General features: G+C 67.2%; 8 protein-coding genes. 2 read left to right on the forward strand and 6 right to left on the reverse strand.

Annotated features, from left to right (window positions below; translation table 11 throughout):
• Positions 1 to 2295, forward strand: a complete 2295-nt coding sequence (locus VGK27_00875) for a choice-of-anchor D domain-containing protein (protein ID HEY3488655.1) — start codon at positions 1 to 3, stop codon at positions 2293 to 2295.
• Positions 2296 to 2416: 121 nt separating this feature from the next.
• On the opposite strand, the gene VGK27_00880 is transcribed toward VGK27_00875, so the two are convergent.
• The 3 genes from VGK27_00880 to VGK27_00890 all read right to left on the reverse strand — a co-directional run bounded on the left by VGK27_00880 (position 2417) and on the right by VGK27_00890 (position 7554).
• Complete coding sequence (locus VGK27_00880; protein HEY3488656.1) at positions 2417 to 4738, reverse strand: ATP-binding protein; 2322 nt, start codon at positions 4736 to 4738, stop codon at positions 2417 to 2419.
• A gap of 75 nt (positions 4739 to 4813) precedes the next feature.
• Positions 4814 to 5686 carry an ABC transporter substrate binding protein gene (locus tag VGK27_00885; protein HEY3488657.1) on the reverse strand — a complete coding sequence of 291 codons (873 nt, stop codon included), beginning with the start codon at positions 5684 to 5686 and terminating at the stop codon, positions 4814 to 4816.
• On the reverse strand, positions 5674 to 7554 hold the full coding sequence (locus tag VGK27_00890; protein HEY3488658.1) for a TonB-dependent receptor plug domain-containing protein: 1881 nt from the start codon (positions 7552 to 7554) through the stop codon (positions 5674 to 5676). The genes VGK27_00885 and VGK27_00890 overlap by 13 nt, the downstream gene beginning before the upstream one ends.
• Before the next feature lie 346 nt (positions 7555 to 7900).
• Here VGK27_00890 and gptM point away from each other — a divergent pair, with 346 nt between their 5' ends.
• Entirely contained in the window at positions 7901 to 9199 is a 1299-nt protein-coding gene (gene gptM, locus VGK27_00895; protein HEY3488659.1) for a geopeptide radical SAM maturase, read from the forward strand.
• Positions 9200 to 9244: 45 nt separating this feature from the next.
• Here the strand turns inward: gptM and VGK27_00900 are convergent, their stop codons facing one another.
• Genes VGK27_00900 through secA form a run of 3 tightly spaced genes read right to left on the reverse strand, consistent with a single transcriptional unit; the run spans position 9245 to position 13930 of the window.
• Positions 9245 to 10156: a patatin-like phospholipase family protein gene (locus VGK27_00900; GenBank protein ID HEY3488660.1), complete on the reverse strand. Its 912-nt coding sequence runs from the start codon at positions 10154 to 10156 to the stop codon at positions 9245 to 9247.
• 25 nt (positions 10157 to 10181) lie between these two features.
• Positions 10182 to 11378, reverse strand: a complete 1197-nt coding sequence (argJ, locus tag VGK27_00905; GenBank protein HEY3488661.1) for a bifunctional glutamate N-acetyltransferase/amino-acid acetyltransferase ArgJ — start codon at positions 11376 to 11378, stop codon at positions 10182 to 10184.
• A gap of 11 nt (positions 11379 to 11389) precedes the next feature.
• The gene (secA, locus tag VGK27_00910; GenBank protein HEY3488662.1) at positions 11390 to 13930 is read right to left on the reverse strand and encodes a preprotein translocase subunit SecA; all 2541 of its coding nucleotides are present in this window, start codon (positions 13928 to 13930) and stop codon (positions 11390 to 11392) included.
• Between the last annotated feature and the right edge of the window lie 227 nt (positions 13931 to 14157).

A 14157-nucleotide genomic window follows, 5' to 3' on the forward strand; every position in this document is an offset into this window, starting at 1 on the left:
ATGACACAAGGAAACGGAAAACGGCTCTTCGGGATTTTCGCACTGATGATCGGGCTGCTGGCAGTCTCGGGGGGGGCTGCGCACGCATCCCCCGGCTACCTGACCAGTTTCAATACACAATACGGGACCTCGGCGACGAGGCTCAACACCTGCACGCTGTGCCATACGAGCCCGCCGGCGCTCAATCCGTACGGAAGCGCCTTTGCGGCCGCCGGGCATAGTTTCACCGCGATCGAGGCGGCGGATTCCGACGGGGACGGCTACACGAACCTGGTCGAAATCAAGGCGCTCACCTTCCCGGGCGACCCGGCGGACCATCCGGCTGCAACGACCGGAAGCCCTGCGATCTCGCTCTCGCCGGCCTCCGACGCCTTCGGCAGCGTCACCGTGGGCCTTTCTTCCGCCCCGGCGATAACGACCATCACGAACAGCGGCACGGCGAGCCTTTCCGTGACCGGCATGACGCTCTCCGACACGGCGGACTACGCCCTCAACGTCAACGGCGGCACGAACCCGTGCGGCAGCACCGCCAAGGCGCTGGCCGCGGGCGCGAACTGCACCGTGGCCGTCACGTTCAGCCCGAAATCGGCGGGCAGCCTCCCGGGCACCCTCACGATCGCTTCGAACGATGCGGCCAAGCCGTCCGCGGCCGTCTCGCTCACGGGAACCGGCGTGGTCGCGGCGGTCCCCAAGATCTCCGTCACCCCGGCATCCGACGCGTTCGGCAGCGTGACCGTCGGCGGCGCATCCACGCCGGCGATCTCGACCATCGCCAACACCGGAACCGCGGCGCTCGCCGTCAGCGGCATGACTCTTTCCAACGCAACCGACTACACCCTCAATCTCAACGGTGGCGCGGCCCCCTGCGGAACCGCGGCGAAATCGCTGGCCGCCGGCACGTCGTGCACCGTAGCCGTCACCTTCAACCCGAAATCGGCAGGCGCGAAGACCGCGAGCCTCGCGGTCGCCTCGAACGACCCGTCCGCCCCGTCCACAACCGTCGCCCTGACCGGCACCGGCGCGACCGCGGCGGCGCCGAAGATCGCCGTCTCGCCCGCGAGCCTCGCGATCGGAAGCGTGACCGTCGGCGCGTCCTCCGCGCCCCAGACCGTCACCGTCTCCAATAGCGGAAACGCAAACCTCGCGGTCGGCAAGCTCACGCTCGGCGGCGCGAACGCCACCGAGTTCGGCCTGCAGAACGACCGCTGCTCCTCGCAGACGCTGGCTCCGGCCGCGACCTGCACCGTGCAGGTCGTCTTCACTCCGTCCTCGGCCGCGGCGAAGGCTGCGACGCTGGCCATCCCCTCCAATGACGCCGCCACGCCGAACGTCGGCGTCTCCGTCAGCGGCACGGGTGTGACCCAAACCAACACGCCGCCGTCGGTCGTTTCGGTCATGCCGGCCTCCAACGCCGTCAACGTTTCACCGAACGCGTCCGTCAGCGCGGTCTTCAGCGAGACGATGAACGCCTCCAGCATCTCGACCTCGACCTTCACCCTTTCCGCCAACGGCAGTCCCGTGGCCGGGACGGTCGCGTACTCCGGCACCACCGCCACCTTCACCCCCGCGGCCCCTCTGGCCGCCGGGACGGTCCACACGGCGACGGTCACCACCGGCGCGCAGGACCTGGGCGGCGCCGGGATCGCGTCCAACTATGCCTGGAGCTTCACGACCCTCTCCGCGGTCGACAACACCGATACCGACGGCGACGGCATCGTCGACAAGGATGACGATTACCCGAACGACAACCGGAGAGCGACGCCCCACTCGAGCCATGGAACAGGGAAGGTCAAGATCGACGTCTCCTCGATCCTCGGAGCCTACATGACCGAGGTCCAGGCCATGCCGGAAGGCACGCACGGAGGCAATCCGGCCGGCTACCACTTCAACGACGGCCTGTTCTCCTTCAAGATCAACCACGGCTCCGGCGCCGCCACGGTCACGCTGACCTTCGGCGAGGCCGTACCCGCCGGGAGCAAGGTCTTCATGGTCACCTCCTCCGGGTACAAGGAAATCCCGGGCGCCGTCATCTCCGACAACACCGTGACGATCCCCGTCCTGCCCACCACCGTGACGGGCGCTTCGACGACCTCGCTCACGATGGGCGGCACCGGCACGGCCACCGCGAACATCGTCGGCGTGGCCTCCCCGGACGCGGCTGCAACCGCCGCATCGGGCGGCGGCTGCAGCGCGACCGGCACCGCGTCGGGCGTTCCCGACGGCGGCCTGGCCGGCCTGCTGCTCATCGGCGCCGGCCTCCTGGTCCGGCGCAAGATGTCCGTCATCCGCCGGTAACCCGCCCGCCCCGGCGTCAAGGCCGAGGCGTACAATCGACAAAGGGGGAGCCGCCCGCGGGCGGTTCCCCCTTTCCATTTCTGCCCGGCTGCTTGCGGCCGGCCCCCCCGCATCTTCTTTGTCAGCCGGCCCTCACCCTGTCGTCCAGCAGTTCGCCCAGCGTCCGGATCAGTGCGTCGTCCCTGTACGGCTTGGGGACCGCCGCCCGGAAACCGTAATTCCGGTAATCGGCCATGACGGGGTTGTTCGAGTAGCCGCTGGAGACCACCAGGACCGCCTCGGGATCGAACGCCAGGATCCGCTCGGCGACCACCCGGCCGTCAGGGCCTGCCGGTAGCGTCAGATCGAGGATCGCCGCGGAGAACGGCGTCCCGTTCGTCTTCGCCTCCCGGTAGAGGTCGACCGCCGCATCCCCGTGCTCGCAGGCGGTCACGCGATAGCCGAAATACTCCAGCGTCTCCCGGGCGAGAACCCGGATCAATTCCTCGTCGTCGAGAAACAGGATGGAGCGCCCGTTTCCTCTTGCCGGCGACGGCCGCTCCGGATCGGTCGGGTCGTCAGGGAGCACCGATCCGATCGACGGGAGGTGCAACGTGAAGGTCGCCCCGCACCCGACCTCGGATTGGACGGTGATGACCCCGCCGTGCCGCTCGACGATCGACCGGACCGAGGCGAGCCCGAGCCCGCTCCCGACGCCCGCCTTGGTCGTAAAGTAGGGATCGAAGATCTTCTCGCGCATTTCCTCGGGAATGCCGCATCCGGAGTCGGAGATGGCTATTCGCACGTATTCGCCCGGAGGCAGGCTTGGCGGCGACGCGGAAGGACAGACGTTCTCGCAGCGGATGGCGATCTTCCCTCCGTCCGGCATCGCCTGGACCGCATTGATGAGCAGGTTGTTGAAAACCTGCCCCAGCTGCCCCTCGTCCGCTTCGATCCCGCGCAGACCCGGCGGGATCTCGATCGATGCGCCCACGCGCGTTCCCACCAGCGCCAGCGACACCGCATCCTCGAGGACCTTCCCCACGGAAATCGACGCCTTGACCGGCTCCCCGCCCCGCGCAAACGTGAGGAGCTGGGCGGCGATGCCTGCCGCGGCGCGGGAAGCATTCTCGGCCTTGTCCAGCAGTTCCCGCGCCTTGGCGGGGTCGTTCAGCTTCCGGCGTGCGAAGCTGACATATCCCAGGATGGAGGTGAGGGCGTTGTTGAAATTGTGCGCGATCCCGCCTGCGAGGACTCCGAGCGTCTCCATCTTCTGGATCCGGATGATCCGTTCCTGCATCGCCTCTCGCTCGGTGATGTCCAGAAGCGTGACGACGACCCGCTCCTTCCGGACCTGGCTACGGAAGATGATGCGCTTGACGGAGCCGTCCCGGCAGGTGACCTGCCCCTCGTAGGTCGCGACGTCGGCCCCCCGCTTCCGCGCGGCCCCGATTGCCGAATTCTTTGCCGCCAGCGCCTGCCGACGGGCTTCGGGGTCGGGATAAGCGCGGATAAACCAGTCGTCGACGGTGCGGATCTCCCCGTATTCGTATCCGAAGCTCTCGATCGTATACCGGTTCATGAACTGGACGTTTCCGGCCAGGTCGGTCCAGGCGATCCCGGCGGGCATCGCATCGAGGAGCTCCCGGAGCGTCCGCTCTCCTTCGCGCGCCTCCGTTTCCGCCGCGGCGCGCACCCGGATCTCGTCTTCGAGCGCGAGATGCAGCTTCCGGTTCTCCGCGTCCCGCGTCTTCAACGCCGCTGCGAGCTCGTTCACGTTGGCGGCCGCGAGCCCCAGCTCGCTTCCGGAATCGACAGGCAGCGGCCGGTCGTACTCGCCCTCCCGGATCGCGCCGATTCCGCGGAGCAGGCCGTCGAACGACCGCATCGCCCTCCGGAGAACCGGATAGCTGACGGCCGAGACAAGGAGCAGGAACAGGAAGGCGGCCGCGCCGGCGAACAGGGCGGCGTCCCGGGCCTGGCGGGAGAGGCGGACGGTCTCGTATTCGACCCGGATGGCGCCCAACAGCGTCTCGCCGACGCCGCCCTCGCCGGTGAGGACCCGCTCGGGGGACGCCCCGGACGGATTGCGGCGCACCGGGACCGACAGGGGCAGCAGCGTTCCGGACGGGGAAGCGCCCGTCCTCTGGAGGTCGACCAGGACAAGTCCCGTCCCGTCGAGGATCGTCGCCCGGCGGATTCCCGGTCGAGCGATCGCGAAGCGAGCGAGGTTCGCCAGTTCCTCCCGGTTCCCGGAGAACAGGGGTAGCCGGACGCTTTCGGCAAGACTCATCGCGGTCAGGCGCGCCATCGCTTCGTTGTGCCGACGATCCTCGCGGATCTCGGTGAAGATGTAGAGGGAACAGACCAGCAGGGCGACGGCGGATGCAGTCAGCAGGAAGATGGCGACGAGCCGGCCGAGGAAGCTGTTACGGAGCGTTTCGATCTTGGACTGCAGTTTCACGCGTGTTGTCCCGTGGACAGGAATTTCCTGTATTTAACACGACAGGGAATCGAAGTCCAACGAATCCGGAGGCGATTACCTTAATTCGGCGGGGATCTCGAGCCCGAGGTTCCGGGTCACGGTGTCGTTTGCGTGCAGCCGGACCTTGCGGGCGTCGAGCGCCATGGAACGGGCACCCACATGGGCCAGCAACACGGTCGCCAGCTCTCCGGCCTGGCGGCCGAGGTCCGTCCGGTCGATGTCGAGCGACATCGCCGCGCCCTTCGCCAGGTACTGCTCGCTGAAGGTCACCACCGGCACCTTATGCCGGAGGGAGAAGCGGGAGAACGCCTCCAGCGTCTCGGCCGTCACGGCAGTGCCGTCGGGGAGCATCCAGAGCGCATCGACGGCGTCCTGCATCTGTTCCAGGCGAGCGGCCGTTTCCTTCGGGGAGCGCACCTCGCGGACGACCAGCGTGATCCCGGACTGGTGCGCGGCCGCCCGTGCCCGCTTCAGATAATGGCCCGTGCGGGCCGGGTCGTGGACAATCCCCACCCGCCGGACGCCGATGGCCTTGAACAGCTCGAGGTAGCGCTCGGGCGCCGGCAGCACGCCGACGCCGCCGACGGAGCCGGCCGGGCCCTTCGCCAGGTTCAGGCTCAGCGCCAGCAGCCCGACCACCGGTACCCGGTCGACCTTCCGGCTGGCGGCGAGCGCCGCGTCGCCGACGGCCAGTACCAGCCGCGGCTGCTCTTCCTTTACTACCCGCACCACGTCGACCTCGGCGTAGTCGGACAAAACGAGCGTTTGGACGGTCCCCTTGCACGCCGACCGGAAGCCGCGCAGCGACTCTTCATATGCCGCGCTCCGGCTCGACTGCACGACGAGGATGTCGGCGGCCCGGGCAGGCAGCGCACCCAGGACGAGGAGCGCGACGAGATATCTCAGCGCGCGCATCAGAAGTTCCACCGCACGCCGCCCTCGAACCAGCGGGGCGTGTTGACGTACAGCTCGGCATCGGTCGTCTGGACGTTCGAGAAAAGGTTGCGTCCCGAGAAGAACAGCACGGGCGACAGTTCGGCCTGCGGCTTCACCTTCCACGAAAGGTGCAGGTCCCAGACCATGCCCCGGCTGGCCGAGAGGTCTCCTTCCACCGCATTCCAGACGACGTGGCTACCGGTCAGGGCGCCCCGCACCCCGAGGTCGGCCTCGTCGTAAAGGATCCCCATTTTGAGCAGGTGGGAGGGGACCACCTGGCCGTTGGCGGTCTTGACCCGCGTCCCGGAGTCGGCATCCCTCGCGTAGGTGAAGGTGTAGCCGGCGGTCAGCGACAGTCCGAGCCAAGGCGCGGTGCGACCTTCCATCTCGAAGCCCTGCCGGTCCTGGTTGGATAACGTTCCGGGGCCGACCAACTCGATGTCGCGCAGCCGGTTGAAGAAATAGGTGCCCTTGATCCAGAGGAATGGCAACTCTTCGGACTCGAAACCCGCCTGCAGGGTCGAGACGTGCATCAAGTCATGCTTCTGGACGGGGCTCGGCAGACCGTAACCGCGGGCGCCGTAAGCGCGCAGAAGCGTCTTCCCCGTCGCCTGCCAGGTCGCACCCAGAGTAACACTCGTGTAATCGCTGGCGATCCCGGTGTGGTCGAACCGAACGCCCGGGAGAACCGTCACGCGCCCGATGGAAAGCGTGCCGTTCGCGTAAGCCGCCCATCGGTTCCAGTCCCGGTCGAACCAGAGAACGGATGTGGGGGCGATCTGTTCCGATTTGGTCCGGTCGTGTCCGAATTCCGCCCCGGCTACCAGGTTCCGCGAGCTGTCGCCCCACGAGAGCCGCGCGCCGGCGCCCCGGCTCGACTCGTTGACCCGCGTGTATCGGTAGGGGAGGTTCTCGCCCGCAATTCGGTCGTTGAGGTCGGCCTCCCCCATGCGATCGAGGGCATACCCGTCCAGGTCGAGGGTGAGCCGCTCGGCCAGCGGCCTTGTGTACTTTAACGACCCGCTGGCCAGCGACCGGGAAGCATCGTCATGGACCGGCCACCCGCCGGTGGTCCCCTCATCCATCCCGTGGTGGTTGTTGTAGCCGGCTCCCCCGACCGTCAGTACGCCGCCGGCGGAATCGCGCCAGACGACCTTGCCGGACGCGTGGTTCAACTCCGTGCCGTTGTTCGGGCGGAGGCCGTCCGATCGGATGTTGCCGCCGGCGAGGTAGTAGCCGATGGACCCCGCCGCGCCGCTCAGCTCGAGCCGGCTGTCGGCGGTCGCCCGCCGGCCGATCGAGCCGGAAAGGAGCCCGCCGCTCGGCCGTTCCCAGTCCGGCGACTTCGTAACGATGTTGATCACGCCGCCGAGCGCCGACCCCCACGCGGCCGACGCCGCCCCCTTGACGATCTCGATCCGCTCGATCTGCTGCACCGGGATCAGCCCCGGCTCGGCCATGTCGAGCTGGAAATCGTTCTGGCGGACGCCGTCCACGAGGACGAGGACGGTGGTGTTGTGCGTTCCTTGGATGCCGAAGAAAGTGAAGGTGGTCGGTGTGCGCAAGTAGTCGAGCTGGATGCCGGGAATCGTTTGAAGCACGTCCGCCAATGTGTGGGCGTTGAGACGAGCGATGTCGTCGGCGGTGACGACCGTGACGTTTTCGGCGATCTTCGAAGCCGGACGGGGAGATCGCGCGACGGGCGCCGCTTCGGGCGTCTCGTTATCGAGCCCCAGCGCCGATGCGGGGGCGTCGGCGGCATACCCCGGCGCCACGCTGCAAAGCGAACACGCCAGCAGCACGAGGAGCAAAAGATGGGAAAACTTGTGCAGCAGATCTTCTCCCGGGGTGTAACGCATGGTGCGTCGATGCGTAGTAATCCCTGGAATCGGAGGGGGGCAACGACAGAATGAGCCATTATTGATAACAAGTTCCCTTGCGAAAGTCTAGACGAAGATTGCATGCGACGATCCAACACCCGGACGGCAACGCCCGAAAGGAGGCACGGATCATGGAAAACGAAACGCAGGAAACGGATGAATGTGAAGTAGAGGTACTGGTGGAGGGTCAGCTCGAGATCGAGGAAGTGTCAAGCTGCTGCACGGCGGGGACGCAAAGCTCCCGCAACTGAGGCCCCTTAACCCGCTGAATCCGGGGGAAGCAATTGCTTCCCCCTCCCGCCCTGATTCCCATGGAGACTCCGTCGTGCCGCTTTCCCGATATCACGTGTGCTTTTCCGACCCGGACCGCCCCGGATTCTCGCTCCTCTACTCGACGAAAAAAGGATCGCTGGTCCGACTCGCCGACCGGCGAATTGCCGCCATCCGGAACGGTAACCCGACCGACGCCGAGCGCGCCACGCTGGGCCGGCTGGAACTGTGGACCGATGATCCGGACGCCGAGCGGACCGACATGGCCGGCCTCGTCGACCGCACCAATGCCGCAAGCCGCCGTTTCGCCGCGACGGTCGTCCTGACGCTGGACTGCAACCTGGCGTGCCCCTACTGCTTCGAGGGGAATTTTCGCGACGGGGGGACCATGGACGAGGCCACCGCCCGTCTGCTGGTGGAAGTCGTCGTCCGGGAACAGATCGGCCGGGGACGCGACGTGGAGATCCGCTTCTATGGCGGCGAGCCGCTGATGGCGGTCCCCCGCCTGAAGGCGATCGCCCGGCCGTTGCAGGCGGCGGCCGCTTCGCACGGAACGCAATTTTCCATGAGCCTGGTCACCAACGGCACGCTGCTGACCCGCCCGCGGGTCGAGGAACTGCTTCCGCTGGGACTGGCCGGCGCCCAGGTCACGCTGGACGGCTCTGCGGCGATCCACGACCGGCAGCGCCCGTACGCCTCCGGCCACGGGAGCTACCGGGATATCCTGGCCAACGTCGCCGCGGTCCACGATCTCGTGCCGCTCAAGCTCGGCGGCAATTTCAACCCCGACAATTACCGCGATTTTCCACGGATGCTGGACGACCTGCTGGCTGCCGGGGTCGCCCCCGCCCGGCTCGGCCCGGTCCAGTTCGCCCCGATCCTGCCCAGGTCGGGACGCCCGGCGGTCGGTGACGTCTGCGGGTGCGTTTCGGCCGGAGACGACCCGTGGCGAATCGATGCGGCGCTGTTCCTGCGGGAGGAGACGCTGAAGCGGGGCTTCGCGGTGGACAAGCCGGCGATGGGAATCTGCATGGTCGAGCTGGAAAACCGCTGGGTGGTCGACCGGAACGGGGCGCTGTACAAGTGCCCCGCATTCATGGGGTGGCCGGAAATGGCCGTGGGTACCTTGGCGGAGGGGATCGGCGATTTCCGCGACTCCCACCGCCTCGGATTCTGGCAGGAAGACCGATGCCTCGACTGCCGCTACCTGCCGCTTTGCTTCGGCGGCTGCCGGCTCCTTCCCATGCTTCGCGAGGGAGCCATCGACGAACCCGATTGCCGGAAGGCGTATTACGACGCCGCCCTGGAGAAGATCGTCCGGATGGACCAACGGTACCGAATTCAGGCCCGGTGATCTCCCGATCGCCCCTGCCACGCGCCGGAGCGATGCCCTTCCGGGTTACGGCAGGCGGCCGGCCTTTCGGAGCGTGTCGAGGATCTCGCGGATTTTGGGCAGCGCCGCCGTGGCGGCCTTCTCGCCCTCGAAAATGGCGTCGTTGCGCCTCGTGAAATCGCCCGAGGCGATGTGGCCGACCTTGGGACGGATGACGACGTCGGCCTTCTCGAGCTGCCGCTCGGACAGGCGGGCGTACATGATGTTGACGGAGGTGAGGATGGCGTCGATCGTGCCGGTGGGGTCGGGGTTGTCCTTGCCGCCGCCGGAGATGTCGACGGCGATGACGACGTCGGCGCCCATGCGCCGGGCCGCGTCGACCGCGACCGGGCTGACGACCCCGCCGTCGATGTAGAGCGCGTCGCCGATCCGGACCGGGCGAAAAACGCCGGGCACCGAACAGGATGCGCGGACCGCCTGCCCCGTGTTGCCCCGGCCGAAGACCGTCTCCTGACCCTTGTGCAGGTCGGTCGCCACCGCGTAGAACGGGATCTTGAGCTTCTCGATCGGGACGTTGTTCACCGCCTTGTTGACGAACGCCTCGAGCTTCTCGCCCTTGACGAAGCCGACGTCGGGGATGCCCAGATCGGCCACGTCGTCGCGCTCAATGGCGAGCGCCATCTTCTGGAGCGTGAAGGCATCGTACCCCGAGGCGTAGAGCGCCCCGACGAAGCTGCCGGCGCTCGTGCCCACGACCATGTCGATCGGAATTTTCTGGGACTCGAGCACCTTGAGCACGCCGATGTGGGCGAATCCCTTGGCGGCGCCGGAGCCGAGCGCCACGGCGATGCGGGCCGGCCGCGGGGGCGGCGCGACGACCACCGGCGGGGTGGGCGTGTGGGCGCAGGCGGACAGGAACGCGCCCGCCGCCAGGATGAAGGAACGGAACCTGCTCTTCATGTCGTCGATGACGGGCATGGCGGCGCCCCCTCCGGGATGGCGGTCAACTGCGGTACCCCGCGTTGCAGTCGATATAAGCGTGCGTCAGGTCTGAAAAATAAACGTAGTGGCTGCCTGGACCGGGTCCGAGGTCGACGCGGATCTCGTAGGCCTCTTTCCGGATCTTGGGCGCGGCGCGCCGTTCGGCCGCGGTATCGATGACCATGCCCGGCTTGAGCACGGTCTCGCCCGCGAACGAGACCGAGGCGCGGTCCTGGTCCATCGGGATGCCGGCCCTCCCCACGGCCGCGATGACGCGCCCCCAGTTGGCGTCGGCGCCGGCGACCATCGTCTTGACCAGCGGGGAGGTCGCGACCGCCCGCGTCGCCTTCTCGGCGTCGGCGTCGTTGCGCGCCCCCGTGACGGCGATGCGCACCACGCGCGTCGCTCCCTCGCCGTCGCGCACGATCATGAGCGCGAGGTCGAGCAGCAGGTCGTGGACCGCCGCGGCGAACGCCGCCAGGTCGTCGCCGGAAAGCGGCGGCAGCCCGCACGCCCCGTTGGCGAAGATGGCGGCGGTGTCGTTGGTGCTCGTGTCGCCGTCGACCACGATACGGTTGAAGGAGCGGTCGACCGAGTCGCGGAAGAGGCGCTTGAGGTCTGCGACCGCGACGGCGGCGTCGGTGAACAGGTAGGCGAGCATGGTGCCCATGTTGGGGGCGATCATTCCGGCGCCCTTCGCGATGCCGCCGACCGTGACCGTGCCGCCGGACAGCTTGACCTTCCGGATGCCGCGCTTGGGGAAGGCGTCGGTGGTCATGATCGCGTCGGCCGCCTGCAGGATGCCGTCGACGGCAAGCGACCCGACCAGGTCGGGCATCGCGTCGACGATCTTGTCGACCGGGAGCTGGACGCCGATGACGCCGGTGGACGAGACGAGGAGCGAATCCTTCGGCAGCGCCAGCGCCGCGCACGCCGCCGCGGCCGTGTCGCGCACGGCCGCAAGACCGTCGGCGCCCGTGCAGGCGTTGGCGTTTCCGCTGTTGGCCACGATGCCGCGCAAGGCCGCCGTGCGCCCTTTAAGCGCCTTGCCCCAGGCGACGGGCGCGGCGAACACCTTGTTCTTCGTGAACACGACGTCGGACACGCACGGCCGGTCGGAAACGACCAGCGCCAGGTCGGGCTTGCCCGACTTCTTGAGGCCGCACGCCATGCCGGCCCCGCGGAAGCCCGGAACACGCAGCGTTTTAACCGGTTTCATCGGAAACCCTCCTACATGCCCTGCCCGTGGCATTTCTTGTATTTCTTGCCGGAGCCGCACGGGCACGGATCGTTGCGCCCGATCTTGTCCTGGGAGTGCACCTGCGTCTTGTTGCCCGCCTTCGCGATCTCGCCGTGGGACATGTTGACCCGCTTGGGCTGGACGGGCGCCTTGATCGGCGCCACCGGCTGGTCGCTCTCGCGCTGGACCTGGACACGGTAAAGGCGCCGCAGCGACTCTTCCTTCATCCGGCCGACGAGGTCGGCGAACAGCTCGAAGCCCTGCTTCTGGTATTCCTTCAGCGGATCCTTCTGCGCGTAGCCCTGCAGCCCGATCCCTTCCTTGAGGTGGTCCATCGAGAGCAGGTGGTCTTTCCATTGCTGGTCGAGCGTGGAAAGGATGAACATGCGCTCCATATACCGCATGAGCTCGGGGCCGTTCTCGGCCTCCTTCTGCTTGTAGAATTCGGCCGCGGCCTCGTTCACCGACTCGACCAGGGCGGGCACCTTGAGCGTCGGGACGGCCTCCTTAAGGATCTCGGGACGGATGCCGAACTGGGCGTTGACCGCCTCGCGCAGCCCGACGAGGTCCCACGACTCGGGATAGCTCTTCTCGTCGCAGAAGCGGTGGACGATTTCGTCGAGGACCTCCTCGGTCATCTCCGAGATCATGCCGGACAGATCTTCGCCCGAGAGCACTTCCTTGCGCATGTCGTAGATGACGGTGCGCTGCCGGTTCATGACGTCGTCGTATTCGAGCAGGTGCTTGCGGATCTCGAAGTTGTGCCCCTCGACCTTCTTCTGGGCGTTCTCGACCGCGCGGTTGATGAGCCCGTGCTCGATCGGCTCGCCTTCCTCCATGCCCAGCTTTTCCATGAGCGGGCTGATCCGCTCGCCCCCGAAGATGCGGAGCAGGTCGTCCTCGAGAGACAGGAAGAAGCGGGACGAGCCCGGGTCGCCCTGGCGCCCCGCGCGGCCGCGAAGCTGGTTGTCGACGCGGCGGGACTCGTGCCGCTCGGTGCCGATGATGTGCAGGCCGCCCTTGTCGACGACCCCTTCGCCCAGCTTGATGTCGACGCCGCGGCCCGCCATGTTGGTGGCGATGGTGACCTTGCCCGCTTGACCCGCCTCGGCGATGATCGCCGCTTCCTTCTCGTGGTGCTTGGCGTTGAGGACGTTGTGGGGGATGCCGTTGCGGCTGAGCAGCCCCGAGACGCGCTCGGACTTCTCGATCGAGACGGTGCCGACGAGGACCGGCTGCCCCTTCTCGTACCTTTCCTTGACGTCGAGCAGCACCGCGTTGAACTTCTCTTTTTCGGTGCGGTAGACCTGGTCGCCCAGGTCCTGCCGGATCATCGGCTGGTTGGTCGGCACGACGTTGACTTCGAGCTTGTAGATCTGGGCGAACTCGGCCGCCTCGGTGTCGGCGGTGCCGGTCATGCCCGCGAGCTTGTTGTACATGCGGAAATAGTTCTGGAAGGTGATGGTCGCGAGCGTTTGGTTCTCGTTCTCGATGTCGACCCCTTCCTTCGCCTCGACGGCCTGATGCAGGCCGTCGGACCAGCGGCGGCCCGGCATGAGCCGGCCGGTGAACTCGTCGACGATGACGACCTCGCCGTCCTTGACCATGTAGTCGACGTCGCGCTTGTAGAGGACGTGCGCCTTGAGCGCCTGGTCGACGTGGTGGAGCAGCTCGATGTTCTGCGGGTCGTAGAGGTTCTCGATGCCCAGCAGCCGCTCAACCTTGGGGATGCCCTCTTCCTCGGTGAGCATCACCTGCCGCGCCTTCTCGTCGACCTTGTAGTCTTCTTCCTTCTTGAGGAACGTGATGATGCCGTTGACGCGCCCGTAGACCGAGGTGGCCTCTTCGGCCGCCCCGGAGATGATGAGCGGCGTGCGCGCCTCGTCGATGAGGATCGAGTCGACCTCGTCCACGATGCAGAAGGCATGTCCGCGCTGGACCATGTGCTCGCGGCGCATGGTCATGTTGTCGCGCAGATAGTCGAAGCCGAACTCCGAGTTGGTGCCGTAGGTGACGTCGGCGTTGTACTGCGCGCGGCGTTCCTCTGGGGTCATGTTGGCCTGGATGACGCCGACCTCCAGGCCCAGGAAGCGGTACACCTGGCCCATCCACTCGGCGTCGCGTTTGGCCAGGTAGTCGTTCACGGTGACCAGGTGGGCGCCGTGGCCGGAGAGTCCGTTGAGGTACATCGGCATCGTCGCGACGAGTGTCTTGCCCTCGCCGGTCTTCATCTCGGCGATATCGCCGTCGTGGAGGACGATACCGCCCAGCACCTGGACGTCGAAGGGGCGCATGCCGAGCGCACGCTTGCCGGCCTCGCGGGCGACGGCGAACGCCTCGAACAGCAGATCGTCGAGCATCTCGCCGTTGTCGTGACGCTGTCGGAACTCGGCCGTCTTGGCGCGCAACTGCTCGTCGCTCAGGGCGGCGACGTCCGGCTCCAGGGCGGTGACCCTCTGGGTCTGCTCCTGGAGTGTCTTGAGGCGCCGGCCTTCACCGGCGTGCAGCAGTTTGTCGACGATCTTGATCACTGGGGCACTGCTCCCGGATTATCGGAGAAAAGGTCTACGCCCATTGTCGCACAGCGCGCGGGGCCGAGTCGCACGGCGCGCGCCCGGCGCCCACAACGGCCGCCGGGCGCGCAGCCAGACCCGCTAATTTTCCGCCGGCTCGATCAGCCCGTAGTGGCCGTCGTTGCGGCGGTACACCACGTTGGTCCGGTTGGACTCGGCGTTCGTGAAGACGAAGAAGTCGTGGC

The organism is Candidatus Deferrimicrobiaceae bacterium, assembly GCA_036504035.1.
Taxonomy (GTDB): Bacteria; Desulfobacterota; Deferrimicrobia; order Deferrimicrobiales; family Deferrimicrobiaceae; genus JANXPS01.

What these genes read in the sequence shown, in the direction of transcription:
- VGK27_00900 (HEY3488660.1), bottom strand. Translation starts at nt 10,156, where the DNA reads ATGCCCGTCATCGACGACATGAAGAGCAGGTTCCGTTCCTTCATCCTG.
- argJ (HEY3488661.1), bottom strand. Translation starts at nt 11,378, where the DNA reads ATGAAACCGGTTAAAACGCTGCGTGTTCCGGGCTTCCGCGGGGCCGGC.
- VGK27_00890 (HEY3488658.1), bottom strand. Translation starts at nt 7,554, where the DNA reads ATGCGTTACACCCCGGGAGAAGATCTGCTGCACAAGTTTTCCCATCTT.
- VGK27_00875 (HEY3488655.1), top strand. Translation starts at nt 1, where the DNA reads ATGACACAAGGAAACGGAAAACGGCTCTTCGGGATTTTCGCACTGATG.